Below are 23,856 nucleotides of genomic sequence, written 5' to 3' on the forward strand. Positions count from 1 at the left end.
ATTTTATTTCCAAGGATTACAGAACTGTTATTCTACTGCTCTGCCCCTCTTCTTATCCCCCAGACGTTCACCGTATTTAAACACCAGGATTCCTCCTACAATGATGAGAACACCGATCATTTTATTTACTGATAAATCGATTTTGTCCAGTCCAAACAGTCCCAAGGAATCAAACAGCACGGCAAAGCCAAGCTGGGAGGTGAGTGTGATCGAGGTTGAGAAGGTCGGACCGAGCAGCTTGATGCCCTGCATCAGGCTAAACACAACGGCTACTCCAATCATACCACTGAACCAGTACCATGGCTTCATATGCTGAAGCTGGAACGTATCCGCTCCCTCAAAGATAAGGCTGGCAGTCAAGGCAGCTACCGCTCCAAGACCCAGTACTATGGTTGTAGTCAACCAAGAGCCGGTGTGCTCATTCATTTTGCTATTAAAGATGACCTGCAGACTTACGAATGCACCGGCAACCAACGCCAATATAATTCCAAGTGCCATAATATTATATATTCCTTTCTGTTTTACAGTTTTAATATGATAACACCCGATATCATCATTGCGATGCCAATTAAGCCGGGAAGCGTTATTTTTCGTTTTATAACACCAAACCACCCGTTTGTATCAATAAGATACGTAAGACTGAGCTGTGCAATCAGCAGTGCTGATATGGTCAAGGTAACCCCAACCTGCTGAATAGCCGAAACTTCGCTGAAAATGATAATGGCCCCCATGGCGCCACCTGTTATATAGAGCGGCTTCACATTCTTCAGCTCTTTCCAGCTTCGATCGCGAACCAGCATGAGAATAAACAGAGCCAAGATAAATCCGGTTAGCTGTGTAATGGTCGCAGCCTGCCATGTCCCTACATCGGCGCTGATCTTTGCATTGGCGATTCCTTGCAATGTAATACAAGCCCCTCCCAATGCTGCATATAATATACCTTTCACTTGCTGTGTTCCCCTTTCTGCGTTACGTGTAGCTTACTTTGTGGAATAAGACTGTTTCTATTAAATAACACGATAAAGCATTCGAAAAGGACATATGTCCTCTAAACAAAAAAAGACGGATAGCCGTATCGTATCTAGGATACCGTTATCCGTCTTCTTTGAACCCTATATATATTCACTCTTCTCTAAATGCTTAAGGACGTGTTCTTCGGCGTATTCTCCATTTGCTTCTTGCTCCCCCATACTGCAAGCACAGCAGTGAGTGCGAGTATGGTACAAACAACAAACATCACTTGATATGAGAATGCCTGTATAACGATCCCCATGAGCAGTCCGCCGAAAGAATATCCGAGATCATATGAGGACATAAACAACCCCATCAGTACGTATCTTGATTCGGCAGGGAGCACAAAGGACAGATATGTTGTCAGTGTTGGATAGAGCAGTGCAACCGCAATACCGTTAAATACTGCAGAGATGTACACAAAGCCTCCGACCCAATCCATCAGCACAAGCAGCAATGATCCTGCTGCGGCACATAGAAGCATCGAAGAGATCAGAGCCGTGTTCCAGCTTCCATCGGACGGAATTTTTTTGCGCAGCACAAATCTGCAGCCAACCACGACAATCCCTTGAATCATTAAATACAGACCTGCACTGCCTGATCCACTTGACACCATGTACAGTGGAAGAAAGGTGGCCGTCGCTCCAAAAATACAAGAGCCTAGAAGCATAACGATCGAGCTGATCAGAAGCGGCCTGCTCCTACCCATCATTGCAAACGATTTGAACATTTCCGTTAAGGTATATGATTTCTTGTGCTCTGTCTCCTGTGGAAGTGGTACGTTGAAGCCTACCAAGAGGGTGAGCGCTCCGATCGAGATCACAACCAGCGTATAGACCCAGCCCATACCGCTCTCCCATACCTCCATTGCCACAATAGGTACAAATAGAGAGGGAACCATCGTGAAGAGCGTGTACATGGACATGCCCTGAGCGCGGTCTTGATCTGCCAATCTTTCAACAATGCCGGTCTGCATCGTCATGGAAAAGAACGCCGTTCCTGCTCCTTGCAGCGCACGCAGCCAAATATAACCTTCCACTCCGCTGAGGGTATATAAAAAGAGACATAGAACGTGAACAAGCAGTAAGCCTCTCATCACGGTCAGGGGTCCATATTTCCCCATCAGCTGTCCAGCATAGGGACGCAGAAACATACATGTCAGCATATATGCCCCCATCATAAGACCGATTTCCGCTTGTCCGATGCCTTCGGCTTCACTTTGCAGCGGCAAAATAATAGTGAATAAGGAGTTAGCGGCAAAAAACACTAGTGCTAACAAATATAAACGAATGAAGGATATAGAAAGAGGCTTAAGCTGACTCAATGCTGGTCTTCCTCCTTAATATATAAAAGGCCTACTATAACAGCGGCCTCATATAAGCTTCTTATTAATGAGGATATATCATCCTCTTTTAAAAAATTGAAATAAGTTCTTTAGTATAATCATGTCTTTCGTCTGAAAACAAATGATCAAGGCTGAATTGATCCACTATTTTTCCATCTTTCATCACCATAATACGCTGACTCATTTGTGCTACAGCCGCTAAATCGTGAGAGATGAACAGATATGAGAGATTCAAGGTCTGACGAAGCTCTGTCAATAAAGAAAGAACCGCACCTTGAGATATTACATCAAGACTTGCGGTAGGTTCATCTAATACAATCAACTCCGGTTCGATGCTTATGGCACGTGCAATGGTTACGCGCTGACGTTGTCCACCGCTCAATTCGTGCGGATACTGATGGGCAAGCTTCTCGGGTAATTCGACCGCCTCCAGAAGCTGCTTAACATAGGCTTCCTTTGAAGTGTAGGAAAAATGCTGGAGTTGGAGCTTTTTATGGTATTGCTCATAGGGATCGATTAGTGAATCTTTAATTTTTAATTTTGGATTTAAGGCTGCCGACGGGTTTTGAAAAACGATCTGCATCTTCTGACGAAAGGGCTGCAGCTTGCGTTCATTCAGATTCTCAATAGCTTGATCCTTAAAATATATAGAACCTCCACTGATCGGTTCAATTCGAAGCAAACATCGGGCAAGTGTACTTTTACCGCATCCACTCTCCCCAACCAGGCCTAAACATTCCCCTTGATTCAGCTCCAAGGAAAGGTTGTCTACTGCTGTTTTTTGTCCCTTATATGATTTAGTTAAATGTTTAACACTAAGCAGCTTCATATAGTGACCCCCTTCCGTATGTTTAAAACGCTGCGCTGAAGTGTTGGAGCTGCCTTAATGAGTTCCTTGGTATATTCATGCTGTGGATTAGAAAGAATTTGGTCCTTTTGACCTGCTTCAACGATTTGCCCTTCCTTCATCACAGCTAGATGATTCGCATAACGTCTTACATGACGCCAATCATGTGTGATAAATAAGATGGCAAAGCCACTTTCCTTTTGACGTCTTGCCAGTAATTCAAGTATCTTGTGGCCTGAGATGCTGTCAAGTGCGGTAGTTATCTCGTCTGCAATAATTAGATCAGGTGACAGTAGAAGTGCCGTCGCAATGGATACACGTTGAAGCTGTCCTCCACTTAATTGAAATGGGTATCTTTTTAATAGCGATTCCTCTAAACCAACGGAATGTAATGCCTCCACAGCTTGGTTTAGCCTAGTTGAAGCATCTGAGATATCATGAACCTTCTGGTACTCATCAAAGTGCTGACCGATGGTTCTAAACGGAGTAAAGGAGCCTTGATAATCTTGAAAAATATAAGATATTTTCTTACCCCGAAGAGATCTCATCTCTTTTGCTGTCAAAGACATGAGATCCTGTTCATTAAACCGAATATTCCCATGTACCTGCAAATTAGCTGGCAGCATTCGACCGATAGCTTGGGAGAGTAGCGTTTTTCCACTTCCACTTTGCCCCACTAATGCATACCATTCTCCCTCACGGATGGATAGTGATACATGATTGACAATTTTCTTTTCTTTGCTGCTTACTGATACTTGATCAATCGATAGCATATTATCGCACCTCTTTCTTAACATCAAAATAATCGCGCAGATAATCGCCGAGCATATTGGTCAGCAGTACAGCAAATACAATTGATAGTCCGGGAAACAGCATAAGCTCTGGCTTAGACTGGAAATAAGGACGTGAATCATTTAACATAGCACCCCATTCGGGAGTAGGAGGCTGAGCACCGAGTCCAATATAAGAAAAGGCAGAGATAAGTAAAATGATCTTTCCCAAGTCCAGACTGGCAAGAACCAGAACATGTCCCACAATGTGAGGGAACAGATGCTTACGCATAATTTTCCCAGAAGACAGCCCATTCGTTTTTGCAATCAGAATATAATCTTTTTGAGACTCGGAGAGTACTGTACTTCTTACTAGACGCGCATAACTAACCCATTTCACCATCACGATCGCAAGAACAAGGTTGTTAATGCCTGCTCCAAGTAAGCCACTAAGCACAATGGCCACGATGGTATCAGGCAATGCTAGAAATCCATCAGCTACCCGCATAAAAATACGGTCGACTATTCCACGCTTATAGCCTGAAATAAGACCAAATGGGATTCCGATCAAAAGGGATACACTTAATGCAAGAAGACTGAAGCCTATCGTTTGCTGAGCACCCAGTAAAAGGCGTGTAAGAACATCCCTGCCCAGCTGATCCGTACCCAATGGATGCTGTAGACTCATTCCCTGTAGCCGCTGATCTAAGTTTGTTAAGTTAGGATCATGCCGTAAGAACAAGAATGCATACATGGTAAGAAGAAGGATAAGAAGTATGCTCAAGACTGCTGCTCCTCCTTGCCATATACGCTTTTTAGATCTTGGCAATTGTAGAGTCAAGCCTTTCATTAGTATGTCTCCCTTTCTTTAAGCTTCATTTCAGGATTTAGATAACGATAAGATATATCTACAAATGTATTAATGATAAACACAATAACCGCCATAATCAAAATGTACCCTTGAATTAAGGGATAATCACGCTGGCGTATTGCATCCACAACAAGCTTCCCAATTCCTGGATAAGCGAATAATACTTCAATGACAACGACACCGCCAATCAGACTTCCGAGACTGACTCCGAAAAATGTAATCACTGGCGGAAGGCTGTGACGAAATGCATGAACAAAAAATATTCTCTTCTCTGACATTCCACGACCTCTTGCTGCACGTATAAACTCCTGACTGAGGGACTCTAGCAAGCTGGAACGAAGCAGACGTACATACACACTTGAGATCGCTAAACCAAGCGTAAGAGACGGTAGGATTAGAGTGATCCAGCCGTCTCTTCCCATAGTCGGAAGCCATTGAAGATTCACACCAAACCATTCAATCAAGATCAGGCCTAACCAAAAACTAGGCACTGCCGCTCCCAGGATCGAGAGAGTTCGGCTTATATGGTCAATCCAGCTATTCCTGTACAGTGCAGATAGAGAACCCAGCGGAACAGCTATTATCAGCATGACGATCAAGGCTCCAGCAGCTAACTCTAATGTCGCAGGAACGCCGGTTAGAATGACATCCATTACAGGTTGACCCGTTATATATGAGTTTCCAAAATCAAGCTGTATAAAATTGAGCAGCCATTGTCCGTATTGAACAAGCAGCGGTTCATTGAATCCCATTTCCTCTCGGACAGTCTCAACCTGCTCCTGACTAACAGACAATTCATCCACATTAAGGATGGTCAGTACCGGATCGCCAGGTGCAAGCCGAATAAATAAAAAACTGATAAATGTAATGAACAATATAAAGAATAGAACCTCTGAAAATTTACGAACTAAGATTTGAAGCATTTAATTCACATCCAACTGATTTGTAATCATGTAGTATTCACTTCGAGTCGTCACCCAATTTTTCACTTTATCCTCGTTGTAGGCAACGATCGTCGAAGGATGCAGTACAAACGAATTAATCACATTTTCGTGGACGTAGTCGGCAGCCTGCTCTGCCAATGCTGCTCGCTCTTCTTGATTAACAGTTCGGTTAAGCTCGTCAATAATCGCTGTCAATTCAGGTTCCTCCGTACCGCTAAAGTTAAGTGCACCTGTTGGATGATAAGTTGCATTTAAGTAGTACCCAGCATCGCCGCGAGGGGCAGTAAGATTGCTGTATGTTGCAAGATCCCAATCACGGTTAGAGGCCATGTAGTCCTCTGGAACATCAATTTGTCGAATCTCAACCTCAATACCTATCTGTTTGGCATCCGATTGGAAAACTTGTGCAATCAGCGGCAAATCTGCTCTTGCACTATAAGTCAGTAAGGTAAACTGAAGCGGTTTACCGTCTTTTTGCATAACGCCATCAACTAGAGAATATCCAGCATTATTCAAATGCCGGGCCGCAATTTCGGCTCCTGATTCACTCGCTTCATAAGTTGGGGCAAATGGCAGCGATGGTAAAAATGGACCGACGGCCGGTTCTGCATGTCCTAACAGAATACTATCAACAAGCTTCTGGCGATTAATCAGGGCATCTACGGCACGTCGCACATGGATATCCTGCAGACTCTCCCGCTCCATATTCATTGTCATCTGATGAACACGAAAGGTCGCAGTAGACTCCACTTTTATTCCGCCTTGAGCCTGAAGTGACTCCAAGCTCTCGGTCTCTGGGCGATACACGACATCAACCTGACCGGATTTCAAAGCTAGTGTTCTGGCATTGGCATCCTCATTAAACGAGAACGTAACCGAATCCAGCTTAGAAGGACCATCCCAATAATCATCAAAACGTTCAAGCTCAAGCTTACTGCCAGGTGCGAAGGATGTTAATACAAACGGGCCGGTTCCTATGGGCTTGTTAATAAAATCTGTCTCTGTAACATCAATAATGGAGACATTAGGATTGACAAGTTCAGAGATAAATTCAGGAAACGGTTCCTTTGTCGTAATTTCTAACGTATATCCATTAGCTTCAATGCGGTCTATTTTAAGTGCATTTTGTATAGCGACACTTTCATTCAGTGCACGTTCAAGGGAAGCCTTCACTGCTGCCGCATCCATTGTATTTCCATTATGAAACTTTATGTTCTCCTTTAGCTTAATTGTCCAATGCTGTCCGTCCTCGCCCTCCCAGCTTTCAGCCAGCCAGGGAGCAACCGTCAGATTATCTTCATCTAGACGTACTAAAGTTTCTGTGATCCCCGCTCTTAAAGGAACGTAGCTCGAATCCACATGAGGGTCTAACGAGTTCGTTGAAAAATTATATAGAAAATGGAGATGTTTCTCTCCATTGCTGCTTTCTGAGGGAGAAGAACAAGCAGTAATTAAGAAAATACTCATTAACAACATACTTACCTTAAGAAGGTAAGTTCTTAAATTAGTTTTGTGTTTTTTTAAAATCGGATGATACAATTTGGATTCCATAGTGAGTAGTTCTCCTTTGAGCACCAGTATTTTAATTGAGAGCAACAGCACGCTTATTGTCTATCATTCTATTAATCAGACCATGCGTTATGTATTTTTAAAAGAAACTGACAAGAAATAATAACTCACCAGTGTCTGTAATGCTTTATAAGCTATCATTCCGTAAGTTTTACGAATAACAAAAATTAATTTATCGTAATCCTTACGATTTGTCAATTACTATTTTCTTAATTTGCTATTAACTTATCTACCTCTTCTTTCCCACACAAAAAAAGCCAGAGAACTATGCTCTGGCTTAGAATCGATCATATGATTATGCTTTTGGTGCAATCATTTTGGCTGGAACCACATACTCCTCGAATTGCTCTTCTGTGAGCAGTCCTGTTTCCAGAGCTGCTTCCTTTAAGGAAAGGCCTTTCTTATGCGCCAGCTTGGCAATGCTTGCCGCGTTCTCATATCCAATATGTGGATTAAGCGCGGTCACCAGCATCAGTGAGTTATTCAGATTGTGTTCAATCTGCGAACGGTTCGGTTCAATCCCGATTGCACACTTGTCGTTGAATGCAATAATGGAGTCCGCTAGCAATTGGACAGACTGCAAGAAGTTATAGATAATGACCGGCTTAAATACGTTCAGTTCAAAATTCCCTTGGCTTGCAGCAAAACCGATTGCCGCATCATTCCCCATGACTTGAGTTACAACCATAGTCAGCGCTTCGCTCTGTGTCGGGTTTACTTTACCTGGCATGATGGAGCTGCCCGGCTCATTCTCAGGGATGGTGATCTCACCAAGTCCACTGCGCGGACCACTCGCAAGCCAGCGTACATCATTAGCAATCTTCATTAGATCGGCTGCTAGTGCCTTGACTGCCCCATGAGTGTAAACGACTTCGTCATGACTTGTCAGCGCATGGAATTTGTTTGGAGCCGATACGAAATCTTTACCCGTTATACTGCTAATTTCGGCAGCAGTCATTTCACCGAATTTAGGATGCGCATTGATTCCCGTTCCAACAGCCGTTCCGCCGATAGCGAGTTCTTTCATGGATTCTACACTCGTCTTGATCATTCGCTCACTCTTGGCCAGCATCGCTTCCCAGCCGCTTATTTCTTGTCCTAATGTAATTGGAGTTGCATCCTGCAAGTGAGTACGGCCAATCTTGATAATATCCTGGAACTCCTCTGATTTCTTGCGGAATGTTTCTTTCAGCACGGAGATCGCAGGAAGGAGCTGATCCTCAACTGCCAGTACACCCGCGACATGCAGCGCTGTTGGGAACGTATCGTTAGAGCTCTGAGACATATTTACATGATCATTCGGATGAAGTCGCTCTTCCTTGCCTTGCTCAGCAAGCCATTTATTCCCGAGATTGGCAATAACCTCATTCGTGTTCATGTTGGATTGTGTACCGCTTCCGGTCTGCCATACAACCAGTGGGAAATGATCATCAATACGTCCTGCAAGAATTTCGTTAGCTGCATAGCGGATGGCAGCTGCTTTGTCCTCGGACAATTTACCGAGCTTCAAGTTGCTCTCGGCTGCGCTTTTTTTCAGTATCGCAAAAGCTCGAATCACTTCAATTGGCATTTTCTCTTGCCCGATCGGGAAGTTCTCCTTGCTGCGCTGCGTTTGTGCACCCCATAAGCGGTCAGCAGGCACCTTCATTTCACCCAATGTGTCTTTCTCGATGCGATATTCCACTTGCAACTCCTCCTTAGGTATATGAGATAGGATGTTTTATCATCTTGGCATATAGATTCGGCGTTACTTTGGATTCACGATATACAGACGGCTTGTCTCCTCAAAGATGTCTCCAGGTTCAAGGGCAACAAGACCAATCTCCTCGGCGGATCGTCCTGATACATTCGGCGCATTGACCAAATTCATCTGAGGTTCCGGACAGAAGAACTGCTCACATGCATTGTTGTTCCAGATCATCCAGTGCTTATAAGATGTGCCTACATCATACACAAGCTTGGTTCCGGATTTCGTATTCGTCAGCTCCATGTAATTGCGACCGTTCTGCGGCTCTGCAGTGTAATGGTTGTCCATCGAAGCAAAATAAGGGCTCACTCCTTCCGTCTTCAACAGCACTTCATCATCTGTCAGAGGCTGTGTATTGCCCGTTGGAAGATTGCGTTCATTCAGCTCTACCCGTTGTCCAATCGTCGCTTTGGCTACATAATCCGCAGCCGTGCTATTCGGTTCAAACGGTGCATTAATGGCGGTATGGAAGGCAAGAAGATTCGGCATGGATGTCTGACCTTCATTTTGTATCGTGATCTGCTGCTGCAGACCTGCTGCACTCAATGTATAGCGTAAACGAATCGTATATTCAAACGGGAGGTATTGAAAATACTCATGACCTTCTCGAACCACTTGTTCAACTGTGACATAGCTCTCCTGATCATTTGCACCATAACTGACCACATTCCAAGGGATGTAGTGTAAAAATCCATGCAGATGGTTGCCCGTTGCTTCTTCATTTACAGGAAGCTGATAAACCTCGCCGTTCCATGGAAATTTACCATCTTCATATCGATTCGGCGGGAACAGTACAGGGATACCATAAATACCTGGGTTCGCCTTCAATTCTTCAACGTTGTCTTCCCCAGGCTCTCTGAGATACTGGTGATTACGCTCTACATCTCGAAAAGAGACAAGATTGCCCCCGATCTCTGGAATGAGCGCAGCTTCATAAGCACCGTGCTTCAGCTTGATCGCGGCAAGACCGCCGTACACACCTTCTGTTGCAGAATAAATTTGTTCTAATGCCATTCTCTCATCATTCCTCCTATTATGTAGCGCTTTCATATCTAGTATTGAACTAGTACCGTGAATCCATTTTTTTATATGAAAATGACTTACCTACTGAACGAATATACCATGTTATTCAAAAAAATTCTATCCAGCACAGGTAAGGAGCGCCTCTAGACACACGAAAAAAAGATTGCAGCTCTACATCAGTCGAGACTGCAATCTTCCTTAGATATATCTTCCAATGATTTAAGTTGATCAGTTACTCAGCAATATCTGTTACACATATTTCCCATGCCTAGGGACAGCCTGAATCTCAAAATTACGAGCCAGTCTTTCGAACTGCTCAGTCATTTGGGAGCCTCTCATTACATGCCCATGACCCGTAATCAGCAGTTCCGGCTGTAATTGGTTTAAGCTCTCAACAGAACGTTTAGCCAGCTTCCAGTCTGTTGTGAAGTATGCAGGAGGTCCGTTCAGCTCTTTATCCTGAAATAATACATGCCATAGAGATTCTTGCTGCACGGTAATCACCGCATCCCCTGCTATCAGCGCGTGATCTGCGTCTCGAAACAACGAAACATGCCCCGGTGAATGTCCCGGTGTATGAACCCAGCGCCAATCCGGGGCTCCAGGTATAGAATGATCTGCAGGCAGCTCAGCTACCCGATCGTCCAAATGAATCGCTTCATTCGGATATGCAAAAGACAGCTTGGCAAGAAGCCCTCCGCTCGCTGACGGGTCCGCAGGAGGATAATCGCTTACTCCAGTCAGATAGGGCAGCTCCATTGGATGGGCATACACAGGCGATCCCCAATGCTGTACCAGTTCTATAACATTGCCTACATGGTCAAAATGTCCATGCGTCAAAATGATTGCCGCCGGTGGTCCTTTAAACCTTTCTTCAGCAATATGGATAATATCGCTCGCAAAGCCTGCAAGTCCTGTATCGATCAGTACCCAATGTCTAGTACCAGGCATGCCTACAAACAAGACATTGACAAATAACGTGCGCAAACTCAATATATCGGGTGCAGCCTCTTCCAGTGCCGTCTTGCCCTCAGTAATCAGATTGTCAGACTCCATATGACGGATACCTCCCATAAATATATTGGAATGCGCTCCTTTATGTAACCAGATTATAGAGTACCCCGAGCCTTAGTCCGGTATGCATGGTCCAAACAGCAGAGAACTCACCTTATTAAATATAGTCAGCATGTCATAGGAATAGACCAAGTATTAACGGTCCAAGACTTAAACTTACAAACCGTCTCTATCGTTCCTTTACTCCGGAATGGTATCAATTGCCGCATCCAGCAAATCGTCGAACAGATCATCGTCTTCTTCAATTCTGGCATCCAGCTTCAGAAATTCCTCTTCTTCTCCAGGCTCTCCGGCAAAATGAAGACTGTAATCCCAGTCCTTTCCTTTCTTGCTGTAGAATGAAATCTCATATTCCACCGGACTCTCATCCATCGTAAATACCGTACTGCCCAGCCATTCGTTATCCTCATTCTTACCCATAGAGGCTCTGATTACTTTGTAACTCACTTTTCTTCTCTCCTTATTAGACAGCTATTTTTTAATGCAGCTGGTTTAATGAATTTTTTAATGGTTTTATTCATGAATACCACGTATATTGTACAATAATAAAATAGATATGCGAAAGCAACCCGTTTACGTTAAACTAGGGAAGCTTGTTCTTTTCTACCATAGGTAAATTATTATTGCGCTGTGAATTCACAGCGAGTATTGGAGGATTAATGAAATGAATGATTTCGAACAAAAATTAAAAGCATATGCTGAGCTTACTGTAAAAGTTGGCGTCAACATCCAGCCTGGCCAAACCTTGATCGTTCATGCTCCAGTCGAATCCAAGGAATTCGTTCGTTTGATCGTTAAGGAAGCCTATGATTCGGGAGCTGCTCTCGTCAAGGTTCAGTGGAATGATGAGCAGATTACCCGCATGCAGTATGAACTTGCAGCTGATGAAGTATTCTCCAAAGAGCCGAAATGGACTGCAGGAGAAATGACCGAGCTCGTTGAGCAAGGTGCAGCCGTGTTACATATCTTGTCTGAGAATCCGGACCTATTGAAGGGCGTCAAGCAGGAACGAATCGTCGCTTCTCAAAAGGCACGCGGCAAAGCGATGGCGAAGTACCGTGCTTATCAGCAGGCTGATAAATTCAGCTGGTGCCTCATCGCTGTTCCATCACCCGAATGGGCAGCTAAAGTGTTCCCTGATGCACCACAAGAAGAACAAGTATCGTTATTATGGGACGCTATTTTCCATACCGTTCGAATCGGAGAAGCAGATCCGGTAGCTGCTTGGCAGACACATCTCTCCACACTGGAGAGCAAGTCTAAGACATTGAACGAGAAGAAATATAAGAAGCTGCACTACAAGGCACCGGGTACGGATCTTACAATTGAGCTTCCGGAAGGACATCTCTGGGCTCAAGGCGATAGTATCAATGAGAAGGGCTTTACGTTTGTAGCTAATATGCCAACAGAAGAAGTATTTACAGCACCCCTTAAGACAGGTGTGAATGGAACGGTGTCCAGTACGAAGCCGCTCAGCTATGGAGGCAATCTGATTGATAAGTTCTCGCTCACATTCGAGAATGGACGAATCGTAAACGTAACCGCAGAAGAAGGGCTGGAAGCACTGCAAAACCTGGTTGAAATTGATGAAGGCTCTCACTACCTTGGTGAAGTCGCACTTGTGCCCCATCAATCTCCGATCTCGGACACGAACATTCTGTTCTATAACACCTTGTTTGATGAGAATGCGAGTAATCACCTTGCCATCGGAAGCGCGTATGCCTTCTGTCTCGAAGGCGGCAAAGAAATGGATCAGGAGCAAATTGCAGCAGCTGGACTGAATACGAGCCTAACTCATGTCGATTTCATGATTGGATCGGGTGAAATGGACATCTATGGCGTTACAGCGGATGGAACGGAAGAACCGATCTTCCTAAAAGGAAATTGGGCGTTTTAATTTAAAATAACAAACATCAAAGAGCTCAGGTCCTTAGAAGACCTGGGCTCTTTACTTGTGCTCATGAACGAGGTTTGCCGTTTATGTCCTTTTATCCACGTAGGTTTGTGGTAGGCTACGGCTTGAGAATGACCTTCATGCAGTTTTCTTCCTTATTATTGAACACCTCGTAAGCCCTCTCCGCATCTTCCAATCTCATCTGATGTGTTATGATATCGGTCGGGTCGATTTTACCTGACTTAATCTGTGCGTACAGCTCTGGAATCAAGTGAATTACGGGAGCCTGTCCCATTTTCAGCTCTACGTTCCGTTCGAACAAGTGGCCGAGCGGGAACATATTGTAATTGGCCCCGTACACACCGATTAGTTGAATGGTACCAAATTTGCGCACAACCTCAGATGCAGTTCTGAACGCACCAAGCGAACCGCCTTGCAGCATCAGTGCTGTCTCCACCTTCTCTACAGCTGTTCTCTTGGCATCCATACCGACACAATCAATGACAACATCGGCCCCGCCGTGCGTAATTTCTTTCATATATCCTTCAAAGCCTTTGATTTCTTCAAAATTATAGGTCTCGACCTGATTCGTCCGCTTCGCATGATCAAGTCGATAATTCAAATGATCGACAGCAATAACCCGTTTGGCACCTGCCTGCCAGGCAAACTTGTGAGTGAGGAGTCCTACAGGACCGCAGCCAAGCACGATCACCGTATCACCAGGCTTCACTCCCGCATTCTTGACACCCCAGTAGGCCGTCGGAAGAATATCCGATAAGAACAACAATTTGTCATCTTCCAATTCAGCATCTTCCGGAATAACAAAGGGCATAAAATTACCGTAGGGCACTCTGAGATATTCCGCTTGGCCTCCCTGATATCCTCCATAGGTATCTGAATACCCTAAATAACCGCCGCTGTCCTTCGTATCATTGGCATGGTCACATTGACTTTCCATTTCGTGTTTACAGAAGAAGCATTCTCCACAGGAGACGTTAAACGGGACGATGACACGGTCCCCTTTTTTGACATGGGTTACTCCTTTGGCAACTTCTTCTACGATTCCCATGGGCTCATGCCCGATCACATAATCTTCATGCATACCAGGAATCAGCCCATTGTAAATATGCAGATCGGATCCGCATATTGCACTTGAAGTGACTCGTATAATGATATCGTTATTATCCTGTAAGGCGGGATCTGCGACCTCTTTCACTTTTACCTTCTTTTTACCTTGATATGTTAATGCTTTCATCTAAATATCACTCCTTTCACGCATATTTTAACCATATGGCTTGATTAATTATCAGATTTATCACATTTATTACGGAATCAGCTAAATGACAATAGCAACTTATATTTCAAAATTATGGAGTAAACCTTCAAATTATAGTAAAATAGTGGAATGATTGCCCAAAAATAGAGAAGCTTCATGATAGAGAGGGGATATTTATGTCAGACCGGATCCAACTGCTGTTGGCTGCGGACTATAATGATCTAGGCGAATCCCTGCAGAGAGAGATCTACTATGAATACTATCAGATGATGTACGGGTTTATCGTATATATGTTGAAGGATCACTCCGCCGCTGAGGACATTATTCAGGAAGCATTCATCAAAATTATTAAAAATAAGCCCGAATTTGAAAATGAAGCCAAACTGAAAGCATGGCTGAAGGTTGTTACCAAAAACACGGCCATTAATTATTTGAGAAAAAATAAAAAATATCGTAACCAACTTGACGCGGACAGTGTTTTCTTAGATGTAGAGACCGCGCAGCAGACATCAGTTTCAATTGAATCCGTAGTGGAAACGAAGATGATGCAGGAATCCATAGAGCGCTATATGGATAAACTCAAGCCCGAGTACAGGTCTCTGATCGAATTACGATGGAAGGAAGGACTCAGCTATCGTGAGATGGCAGAACTTCTGGACACAAGAGAAGATGTCATTAAGCAGCGTCTCTTCCGCGCCAGAGAACGCATCAAAAAATTGTTGCATAGAGAGTGGGGTGCAGCACATGAGCAAAGAAAAGTCAAATGATTGGCTCGATGAGCCATTTGACGAAGTATACGAACGAGAGTTTGAGGAGGCCTTCGACCTCGCTTTCGAGAATGCTGCAGCTGCCTCCACATCAGTGAATAAGGAAGCTATGGCAGCATCCTGGGACAAGGTTAATCACGAAATTAAGAATATAAAGAAACGCAAGAAAAGAATCAAACGCTGGCAGCTTGCAGGTGTTATCGCCGCTTCGATTACGATAGGTGCAACCATATTCAGCTCTCCGATAGGAACTCAGGCAAATACGTTTGTTCAGAGACTTCAGCAGGTTGGCGATAATTTGGTTCTTGTGTTCCAGGGACCCAGGCAGGATTTCTCGGGAGCGAAGACAGCTCCGCCTCCAGGTTTGCTTGAGGATCCAAGCCAAAATTTCAGCGGGGACCCAGAAGAGCTGTACAGCCAATTCGAGAATCAAGACAGTGTACAGCACAATTTATTTCTCGTGGAGGTACCCAAAGAAAAGGCGTTCAGCAATACCACATTTCATATAAACAATTTCGATCTCCCGCTGACTCCAACGCATATCAAGTATCAACTGCTTCTGGACCAGGAGAATCCGCTTTATCCGGAGAACCCCTACTTATCAGATCAAATTTATATTGAATACTTTGATGGAGATGAAAGATTAGCTAAGGTTTCCATTAAAAAAATGTTCTCGGTGAACCCTGGTGCACCAGAGCAAGCTCCAGCATTTAGTGGAGTTCCTGAGGAAGTTACACTCGACGATGGCACAGTCGCTGTTTTCTACGAGGACTCCGATTATGATCAGCTGACTTACCGAAGCAATCTGGTAATGGTCATGCTGACGGGGTCCAAGTCTATTTCAAAGGAAGAGCTCCTTCAATTTGCTAATATCATTCAAGAGACAAATAAATTTCCAATGAAAGAATAGCTGAGAGAAAAAGAGGTGTCTTACATTTACGTAGGACACCTTTTTCATGTTCTGTTGGTCTATTTATCTTTTCGATTAATGGTTGTTATCTGAATTATTCGTATTAAATGTTGAATTTTCACATTCTCTAGATGCTAGTTATACAAATAGCCAGGTGTATAATATGAAGCCTTTTCCACGGTACCATTGCTTCTAACCATATGCGTAGAGAGCGTTCTGTAATAATAACCCTTAGTTAAATTGTATACCGTCTGGCTAGTTTCCACATTATTGGAATGAGTTGTTGAATTTGAAATTAATCTTTCGTTCCTCCAGGCCGAACCATCCCATCTTTGCAGTGCCACATCCACACTGACAAAATCAGCAGCAAGCTTCGCTTCTGTATGTCCTGCTATGTAAATACTGCTGGCACTCATCGTTAACTCCGATTTAAAACCACCAAGATATTGATAAGTCGCAAACGATGTAATAAAACCCGATTCCTCAGGCGGCTTTGACGTTAATGCTCCGGGTTCACGTTGTTCTTCGGCTCCCGCTAAGCTGGCAGCAAACAAAGATAAGATGAGCATTAGAGGAAATACAACATTCATTTTTTGAGTTTTCTTAGACTTGAACATTAACATCACCATTCCTCACTATGTTATTTGGTTAAATCTATCAAATAGTACGGACGAAGTTTTGTACTCGTTCCACAGGTTAATAGATTGTAATTTGGTGATGACAAAAAATTATGAATCTCTTAGATCCTTAGAAGAGCGGCTGAGGTTATTCTGAAATTGACTCTATGGCACAAAAAAATACTTTACGGTAATGTCCGCAAAGTATTAAACAATGGCTATACTATTAATAAATTAAATTAAGCCCCAGCTTCCTTATGATTGCTCACTGTCTTCTTCTTGACCTCAATTCTGGATATTCGATGATGATCCACTTCCTCAATCCGATATTGGTAATCACCATACGAGATGCAATCCCCTGGTTTCGGCGGGAAGGAATTCAGCATGGATAATACCCAGCCGCCAAGGGTGTCATAGCCAGACTCTTCAATATCGAGGGACAAGAGCTGGTTAAGCTCCTCCAGCAGAATGAGTCCATCAATGGAATATTCAGAAGCTCCTATATATTCCACAAGCGGCCTCTCATTATCAAACTCATCTTGGATTTCACCAAGAATCTCCTCCACGATATCTTCAAGCGTTACTAGTCCAGAGGTTCCTCCATACTCATCAATTACAATGGCAATCTGAGTTCTCTCCATCTTCATTTGTTTCAGCAGAATGGCAATTGAGGTCGATTCCGGAACCGAAAGAATGGGACGAATTGTCGTTAAATACTCTTCCATCCCTGACATAAACAAATCCTTAAGGTGAACAAAGCCGATAATCTGATCCTTATCACCGGTACAGACGGGATAACGGGTCCGCATTTGCATGCTAGCGATAGTCAAATTCTCTTGAATCGTCCATTCGGTATTCAAGCAGATCATCTCCGTACGTGGAATCATAATTTCTCTAGCGGTTGTTGCGGAGAAATCGAATATGTTATCAAGCAGTGTGTATTCAAATGCGTCAATTATTCCGTCGTTTTTACTGTCCTTCATAAGCTGCAGCCATTCTTCTTCACTCTGAACCTTTTCCCTCTTCACAGATAGATGTGTACTCTCCCGATGAGCAGGACCTCTCACTCCTATATTCAAGAACCAAATGAGAGGGGACATGAAGAACGTAAACAAGATAAGAAATCTTCCTGACTTCCTTAAGAGGTGCTCTTGAAAATGAGAAGACAACACGGAGGGGATCCATCTTCCTGCTCCAAGATAGGTTAAAGTAATGACAACAATGGCAAGAGTTGTAGACAGCACTGCCGCTGGCCATATATCTAAACCCATATTTTCCAGAACCGGCGCTAATCTCGAGGAGATTGCAGCTTCACTGAGCCAGCCGAGCCCAATAACAGGCAGAAATATGCCAAGCTGACAGGTGCTGCGATATTTAGCTTTATCAGCAGCTAGTATGGTCAGTGCTTCTTGACGATCGGTCTCCTGGCTGCTCACCTTATGACGCACTAGTGACAATCGGCCAATTGCACTGTCAAGGGCTGCAAATAACCCGCTGATCAGAGCTAATACCAATATAATCATTGCATAGATCCCAAACGATAGAGGGTCACTCAAATAAGGTCCCGTATCCCGAATTCGGTAACGGGTCCACCTCCTTTTTATCAAGTATGGAGTCATCACACCACATACAATTGCTGATATATATGCTGCTCCGGATGAAATAATGGCAATAAAATAGTCTTTGATATCCAGACTTCTTAACCCACTGGAGATCAAAGACTATTCTAATTCTTAATGTGACACCAATTTATTAACGTCTTCCGCCACGAGGCGCTGTTGGAGCATATGGATATTCATAATTCAGCGGCTCATCAAATGTTGCATAATCAAAATTAACCATCAGGATGATGATCCGTTGACCTGTGTTTGGATCACTGATAATAATATGGTCACGGCCTGCTGCTTCAAGGATCCCCTGAAATACTTTAGCATTCCACTCTCTGTTGCCTTCATATGTCGCATAGAAAGTACCATATTTCCCAAGGTTCAATCTAAGTATATTTTCAACAAAAGATTGCTCTGTAAACGGAATATTCTGTTGGATGACTGTGCCACTAGGCGTCATTACACTTCCGCTCGTAACTTCTGGTGGAACGACAGTCATCCCTCCCTGCATCCCTTGCATGTTTCTCGGAGCATTTGCAGGCCCCGAATTCCCGATCTTATACGATACAGGCTGATATGGTTGGTTAAACATTTAATTACCTCCCTAATAGTAAGGTGTACATCATTGTGCTAAAAAACTGCCGGACAATCTGCCCCGGATGGGCTGAAGAAACAGTGTGCACGATATCTTCCCGTATTCTGCTGATTATACCAAGTTGCCGGGCATGCTCCAGCTGGTCTGAAGAACCAGAGGGCATTGCTTGCAGGCCATATTTTCTCGCCGTTAATTACACGTCTGGCTAAACGAATGTCCGACTCTCTCGCTGCTTGATAAAAGTATCCTTTTTGAATCGCCTCAAAGCCGCCTGGTGACTGGAATACCATATCATTAATGGAGCGAATATTACGAAAATCAAGACATCCGCCAAGGATCCGGTTCACACCAACATTCCCTACCAGAAGCATCCCTGTTTCGCCGTCTTCCTCTGCTTCGGCTCTCATCAGCCTTGCGAGCACTTTTACATCCTCAGAATTTGCTTTAATAACCGCCAATTACGTTCCCTCCTCCCCTGTAAGTCGTAAGCCTCGCGCCTAATACCCTATATCCTATTGTGCATTCGCCCAGTTCGTGACACTTCTCTACAAAAAAAATACAAAAAAAATCCTGTATCCGCATCAAGCAGCGATCTACAGGATAGGCAAAACCAATGAAAATAACGAATAATATTAAACAGACGAGTGTCACCACTTTCTGTCCAGTTAGAAATAAATTTCTTAATCCTGATCTTTAAACAAACGATCTAAGTAATCCTTCAACGACTCATGATGTGAGATTTCATAAGAAATATCCATATATTTAGGAAAAAAACCACTGCCAATCAACACATCATCCTTGATTACAATCATTCTTTTCTTCAACTCCACTGCTATTCCGAATTCAATATACGCATGCGGATCCCATTCATTCGAAACAACAACATAATCCGCGTTCTCTATATTTATCCTGGATTCCTTAATGCTTTTCATATTGGTTTGGGTAATATTTATTTCATTCTGTAAAAACAACATGGCGTTTAGTTCTTTTCCTGGAATCGTAGGAATAGCAGGACCCGCAGCAAGAATGATATGTACGTTCTTCTTCATCAGATAAGACTCCTTCCTCTAACTTCCATAAATTACACGAACAATGTAACAACGAATCTAACACTCGCACGTAACCTTCTTCTTCACTTGGTTGAAGGTCTTAGTTGAAGTAACCCGATAGTCATACAAATCATACTAATGGCCCAAAGTATTCCAATCCATCCGATCGTTAGGGAATTCTGTGATGAACTGGCTGTTGCTCTTGTTTCCAACAGTTGGATCCACCCCATTGCTCCCCAAGAAAATAAAACTAAATGTGCTAAGATAAAGCCGTAGCCTGCTTTTTTATGTCTAACCATTAACACAATTACAATGACAACAACCGTCACCAAAACCGCTAACATACAGAATGATAGTAATAATAGTACCTCTTCTTCTAATAGCATTGAATTCTCCTCTTAACCTCATAGGTTGATTAGATATAGCTCTCATATTCAAAAAAACACCGACGCAAATAACGACGGTGTTAGTAGGGTAATGCCTCTTTTCAAGTTGATCGATAAGCGTATTATATATTAGTAAGCAGTTATTATATACTTATCACCCTTTGCAGTCGGTAACTCTAATAAATTCCCAACGCGTTCTGCCGGCAATTCTCTTCCATCTGGTGAAGTAATACGGATGAGGAAATCCGAGTATATGCGAAGCTTCTCTCCACAATCCGAAGTAATTACGCCGTTAGTCAGTTTATGCTCCTTCCATTCCATATCTACGGTGAAGCCTCCTCTTGCGCGGAGCCCTGTTACACTCCCTTGCTCCCAAGCTTGTGGCAAGGCCGGAAGAATTCGAATACCATCAAGATGACTTTGCAGCAGCATTTCGGCAATTCCAGCAGCAGCGCCAAAGTTGCCGTCAATCTGAAATGGAGGGTGATTGTCAAACAAGTTAGGAAGTGTTGATTTCCTCAGCAGCTCTCTTGTATGATAGTAAGCCTGGTCTCCGTCCAACAAACGAGCCCAAAAATTAATAATCCACGCCCTGCTCCATCCCGTATGTCCTCCTCCATTCTCCAATCGTCTATGAAGTGTTATCCTGGCCGCATCTGCTAGTTCCGGTGTAGAATCGGGACGAATCGTCGTTCCCGGATGAAGAGCAAACAGATGTGAGATGTGTCTGTGTCCAGGATCTTGTTCTTCATAATCCACTAGCCACTCCTGCAGTTGACCATATTTGCCTACCTTCATATCAGGTAGACGAGAAATGATCATGGCCCATTCCTCACGGCGATTCTCATCCGTGCTCAGCAATTTACTGGCCTCAATACAGGCATTCAATAGCTCAGTTAAAATTTGAGTGTCCATAGAAGGACCATAGCATAGTGTACCTGACTCTCCATTCGGCAGCTCATAACGATTCTCAGGTGAGACGGAGGGATTGGTCACAAGATACCCTTCAGGACTTTCGACGAGAAAGTCTTGAAAAAACAAGGCAGCCTCTTTCATGGTTTCATATGCTTGTTCCAAGAATACTGGATCAGGATTAAATTTATAGTGTTCCCATAGATGAAGCGTCAACCAAGCGCCGCCCATAACCCATTGTGTAGCGGGTGGATAAATATCCTGCGGCGCGGTATCAGCCCAAATATCGGTATTATGATGAGCAACAAACCCACGGCAGCCATACATTTTCTGTGCTGTTACACGGCCGTTCGCCCTCATTCGTTCTATCAATTCAAACAACGGTTGATGACATTCTGCAAGATTACAGCTCTCCGCTGGCCAATAATTCATCTGGGTATTAATATTAATCGTAAACTTACTGTCCCAAGGCGGAGACATCGAATCATTCCATATCCCTTGCAGGTTGGCTGGCAGTGATCCAGGACGGCTGCTCGAAATAAGCAAATATCGCCCAAAGTGAAAATGTAACGCGTATAGACCCTTATCCTCCCCTCCTGATTGCAGCCTTTCCAGCCGTTTATTTACGGGTTCAACAGAAGGCGATTCGGAGGGCTTTCCAAGGTTAAGCTGCACTCTATTAAACAAATGCTGATAATCCTGAATATGTGTTTCTTTTAAGAGATTAAATTCCTTAGCTGCGGCCTGATTCAACAGCTCGTAGCATTGCTTCTTTGGGTCCTTGAAACGAAAAGTGCTCGCGACAGCGAGGAGGATAACAACCTCATCTGCCTGATCTATCATCAGATGCTCACCCACTACCCTAACGGTTCCACCGACAGGGATGGCTTTGGCAGCCGCGCTATAAACGAGCCCCTCTCTTCCACCGCAATCATTTGTCATAACAAGCGTATCCGTTCCATACCGATGAGACTCATCCATATACTTGCCGTTTTTCCGGTCGAACCAGGAAGTGAGCGACAATGCACCAGGGCGGCCCGCTTCAAGTCTTATCATCATCACCTGATCCGGATAACTGCAAAATACCTCCCGTCGATAGGTAATTCCACCGTATTCATAGGTTGTGACGGTCACCGCTTTTTCTAAATCGAGTTCTCTGCGATAATTGGACAGCTCCCCTTCAGGATGATCAAAATGAATGAAAAAGTCCCCCGCCGTTAAGTAATGCCTCTGACTGCGTGGTGTTCCGGAAAAGGCGGCTTCTGATAAACGATGGGCTTCTTTCAGTTTTCCCTCAAACAGTAACTCGCGAATACGAGTGAGGTTTTCTAGAGCATCCGGGTTGTTTCGATCTCTAGGTCCTCCATACCAGATCGAATCCTCGTTAAATTGGATTTGCTCCTCTTCAACGAATCCAAACACCATACCTCCTAATCTTCCATTCCCGATCGGAAGGGCTTCATTCCAGTTTTGAGCTGGTTTGTCGTACCATAGCATCGTTTCGGCAGATAAAGACATGTGATTCCTCCTGAAATATAGGTATTTATATAATTTATACTTTAGCTGCAATCGACTTCCATCTATAATTCCACTACGGCTTTAATCACTTTGGATTCAGGCTTTAGCCACTCATCAAACAAATAAGCCATCTCTTCTAACGGAGCGCGATGGGTAATGTACTGATCCATATTGATCCTGCCTGTGGAAATGGTCTTGATGACGTGAGCGAAATCCTCTTTTGTTGCATTCCGGCTGCCCATAATGGTTAGTTCTCGTTTATGAAACTCTGGGTCGTTGAATGTGATATTGCCCTTAACGAGACCTACATATATCAAAGTCCCGCCATGAGCAGTATAATCGAAGGCATTTGTCATGGATGTCACATTTCCCGTTGCATCGATGACGATGGGTGCAAGCTCTCCTGCCGTTAACTTTGAGACCTGCTCAAGTAGATCCTCCTCTGCTGCGTTAATGGTAAGATCGACCTTAGCCCAGGAGCGGCAAAAGGCTAATCGTTCCTTGTTTACATCCATAGCTATGACTTTTGCTCCTGCCTCTTTTGCAAGTGCCATGACACCAAGTCCGATCGGTCCGCCTCCAATAACCAGGACTGCTGCACCTTGAGAAATTCCGGCTCGGCGAACTGCATGAGCACCAATAGCCAGCGGCTCGATCATCGCTGTCTGATCCAGTGATAATCCTTCTGTCTTTAATAAATGTGATATCGGAACCTTAATTCTTTCTCGCATACCGCCGTCAACATGTACTCCCAACACTTGAAGCTGCATGCAGCAGTTGGTTCTGCCAGATCTGCAGGCTATGCAATGATTACAGTGTAAATAAGGAATAATGCTAACTTGGTCTCCTGGTAATATGCCTTGATCACGGTTGCTAATCTTTGTGACGATTCCAGCCAGTTCATGTCCTAAGATGCGCGGATATTCAAAAAAAGGCTGGTTCCCTTTATAGGCGTGCAGGTCGGTACCGCAAATACCGACCCGCTTTATTTCAATCACTGCTTCATCCTGCCCCGGTTCTGGCTCCGGTAAATCTGTAGCATAACGAAATGTTCCGATTTGTTCGCAAAGGATACCTCTCATTATTCATTTTCCCTCCCGACTCTCCATGAATGCGGTTACAAT

Annotated in this window: 24 protein-coding genes; 3 read left to right on the forward strand and 21 right to left on the reverse strand. The window is 43.9% G+C overall.

The features are described from left to right. Positions 1–27: 27 nt before the first annotated feature. From ACFSVM_RS13045 to ACFSVM_RS13100, 12 genes are all read right to left on the reverse strand, one after another. Positions 28–498 (reverse strand): DMT family transporter, encoded by a 471-nt coding sequence (locus ACFSVM_RS13045; RefSeq protein WP_076312703.1) that lies wholly within the window; start codon positions 496–498, stop codon positions 28–30. Positions 499–521: 23 nt separating this feature from the next. Continuing rightward, entirely contained in the window at positions 522–947 is a 426-nt protein-coding gene (locus ACFSVM_RS13050; RefSeq protein WP_090724131.1) for a DMT family transporter, read from the reverse strand. 185 nt (positions 948–1,132) lie between these two features. Next, entirely contained in the window at positions 1,133–2,335 is a 1,203-nt protein-coding gene (gene cntE, locus ACFSVM_RS13055; RefSeq protein ID WP_379262594.1) for a staphylopine family metallophore export MFS transporter CntE, read from the reverse strand. Between the two features lie 88 nt (positions 2,336–2,423). After that, the gene (locus ACFSVM_RS13060) at positions 2,424–3,185 is read right to left on the reverse strand and encodes an ABC transporter ATP-binding protein (protein WP_379262596.1); all 762 of its coding nucleotides are present in this window, start codon (positions 3,183–3,185) and stop codon (positions 2,424–2,426) included. Next, positions 3,182–3,976, reverse strand: a complete 795-nt coding sequence (locus ACFSVM_RS13065) for an ABC transporter ATP-binding protein (protein ID WP_090724127.1) — start codon at positions 3,974–3,976, stop codon at positions 3,182–3,184. The genes ACFSVM_RS13060 and ACFSVM_RS13065 overlap by 4 nt, the downstream gene beginning before the upstream one ends. Before the next feature lies 1 nt (position 3,977). Beyond that, positions 3,978–4,823, reverse strand: a complete 846-nt coding sequence (nikC, locus tag ACFSVM_RS13070; protein ID WP_090724125.1) for a nickel transporter permease — start codon at positions 4,821–4,823, stop codon at positions 3,978–3,980. Next, entirely contained in the window at positions 4,823–5,767 is a 945-nt protein-coding gene (gene nikB, locus ACFSVM_RS13075) for a nickel ABC transporter permease (protein WP_076312709.1), read from the reverse strand. The genes nikC and nikB overlap by 1 nt, the downstream gene beginning before the upstream one ends. Further along, on the reverse strand, positions 5,768–7,255 hold the full coding sequence (gene nikA, locus ACFSVM_RS13080) for a nickel ABC transporter substrate-binding protein (protein ID WP_371264540.1): 1,488 nt from the start codon (positions 7,253–7,255) through the stop codon (positions 5,768–5,770). 397 nt (positions 7,256–7,652) lie between these two features. Next, positions 7,653–9,041 (reverse strand): class II fumarate hydratase, encoded by a 1,389-nt coding sequence (gene fumC, locus ACFSVM_RS13085; RefSeq protein ID WP_379262600.1) that lies wholly within the window; start codon positions 9,039–9,041, stop codon positions 7,653–7,655. A 63-nt stretch (positions 9,042–9,104) separates the two neighbouring features. Continuing rightward, positions 9,105–10,118 (reverse strand): aldose 1-epimerase, encoded by a 1,014-nt coding sequence (locus tag ACFSVM_RS13090; protein ID WP_379262602.1) that lies wholly within the window; start codon positions 10,116–10,118, stop codon positions 9,105–9,107. 258 nt (positions 10,119–10,376) lie between these two features. Then, complete coding sequence (locus tag ACFSVM_RS13095) at positions 10,377–11,183, reverse strand: MBL fold metallo-hydrolase (protein WP_076312711.1); 807 nt, start codon at positions 11,181–11,183, stop codon at positions 10,377–10,379. A 198-nt stretch (positions 11,184–11,381) separates the two neighbouring features. Continuing rightward, positions 11,382–11,648, reverse strand: coding sequence for a hypothetical protein (locus tag ACFSVM_RS13100; protein ID WP_256209669.1), 267 nt, complete (start codon positions 11,646–11,648; stop codon positions 11,382–11,384). A 217-nt stretch (positions 11,649–11,865) separates the two neighbouring features. Between ACFSVM_RS13100 and ACFSVM_RS13105 the strand changes: the two genes are divergently transcribed. Continuing rightward, a complete protein-coding gene (locus ACFSVM_RS13105; RefSeq protein WP_076312712.1) occupies positions 11,866–13,098 on the forward strand; it encodes an aminopeptidase in 1,233 nt (410 codons plus the stop codon). Between the two features lie 115 nt (positions 13,099–13,213). Here ACFSVM_RS13105 and ACFSVM_RS13110 read toward each other — a convergent pair whose 3' ends face one another. Next, entirely contained in the window at positions 13,214–14,350 is a 1,137-nt protein-coding gene (locus ACFSVM_RS13110; RefSeq protein ID WP_379262605.1) for a zinc-dependent alcohol dehydrogenase, read from the reverse strand. Between the two features lie 197 nt (positions 14,351–14,547). Between ACFSVM_RS13110 and ACFSVM_RS13115 the strand changes: the two genes are divergently transcribed. Together ACFSVM_RS13115 and ACFSVM_RS13120 are read left to right on the forward strand one after the other, a co-directional pair. Beyond that, positions 14,548–15,138, forward strand: a complete 591-nt coding sequence (locus tag ACFSVM_RS13115; protein WP_076312714.1) for an RNA polymerase sigma factor — start codon at positions 14,548–14,550, stop codon at positions 15,136–15,138. Beyond that, complete coding sequence (locus ACFSVM_RS13120) at positions 15,116–16,048, forward strand: hypothetical protein (RefSeq protein ID WP_379262608.1); 933 nt, start codon at positions 15,116–15,118, stop codon at positions 16,046–16,048. Before ACFSVM_RS13115 ends, ACFSVM_RS13120 begins: the two co-directional genes overlap by 23 nt. Positions 16,049–16,182: 134 nt before the next feature. Here the strand turns inward: ACFSVM_RS13120 and ACFSVM_RS13125 are convergent, their stop codons facing one another. The 8 genes from ACFSVM_RS13125 to ACFSVM_RS13160 form a co-directional block, all read right to left on the reverse strand. Then, on the reverse strand, positions 16,183–16,671 hold the full coding sequence (locus ACFSVM_RS13125) for a DUF6147 family protein (protein WP_379262610.1): 489 nt from the start codon (positions 16,669–16,671) through the stop codon (positions 16,183–16,185). A 233-nt stretch (positions 16,672–16,904) separates the two neighbouring features. Further along, positions 16,905–18,188, reverse strand: a complete 1,284-nt coding sequence (locus ACFSVM_RS13130) for a hemolysin family protein (protein WP_379262612.1) — start codon at positions 18,186–18,188, stop codon at positions 16,905–16,907. A gap of 229 nt (positions 18,189–18,417) precedes the next feature. Beyond that, a complete protein-coding gene (gene gerQ / locus ACFSVM_RS13135; protein WP_076312718.1) occupies positions 18,418–18,864 on the reverse strand; it encodes a spore coat protein GerQ in 447 nt (148 codons plus the stop codon). A gap of 38 nt (positions 18,865–18,902) precedes the next feature. Continuing rightward, positions 18,903–19,325, reverse strand: a complete 423-nt coding sequence (locus ACFSVM_RS13140) for a cell wall hydrolase (protein WP_076312719.1) — start codon at positions 19,323–19,325, stop codon at positions 18,903–18,905. A 222-nt stretch (positions 19,326–19,547) separates the two neighbouring features. After that, entirely contained in the window at positions 19,548–19,916 is a 369-nt protein-coding gene (locus tag ACFSVM_RS13145; RefSeq protein WP_379262614.1) for a hypothetical protein, read from the reverse strand. An 83-nt stretch (positions 19,917–19,999) separates the two neighbouring features. Beyond that, complete coding sequence (locus ACFSVM_RS13150) at positions 20,000–20,302, reverse strand: hypothetical protein (RefSeq protein WP_379262616.1); 303 nt, start codon at positions 20,300–20,302, stop codon at positions 20,000–20,002. 129 nt (positions 20,303–20,431) lie between these two features. After that, positions 20,432–22,732: a glycoside hydrolase family 95 protein gene (locus ACFSVM_RS13155; protein ID WP_379262618.1), complete on the reverse strand. Its 2,301-nt coding sequence runs from the start codon at positions 22,730–22,732 to the stop codon at positions 20,432–20,434. A 62-nt stretch (positions 22,733–22,794) separates the two neighbouring features. After that, complete coding sequence (locus tag ACFSVM_RS13160; RefSeq protein WP_379262620.1) at positions 22,795–23,814, reverse strand: zinc-binding alcohol dehydrogenase family protein; 1,020 nt, start codon at positions 23,812–23,814, stop codon at positions 22,795–22,797. Positions 23,815–23,856: the final 42 nt, after the last annotated feature.

It is taken from the genome of Paenibacillus shunpengii (genome assembly GCF_042684905.1).
GTDB classification, from domain to species: Bacteria; Bacillota; Bacilli; order Paenibacillales; family Paenibacillaceae; genus Paenibacillus; species Paenibacillus shunpengii.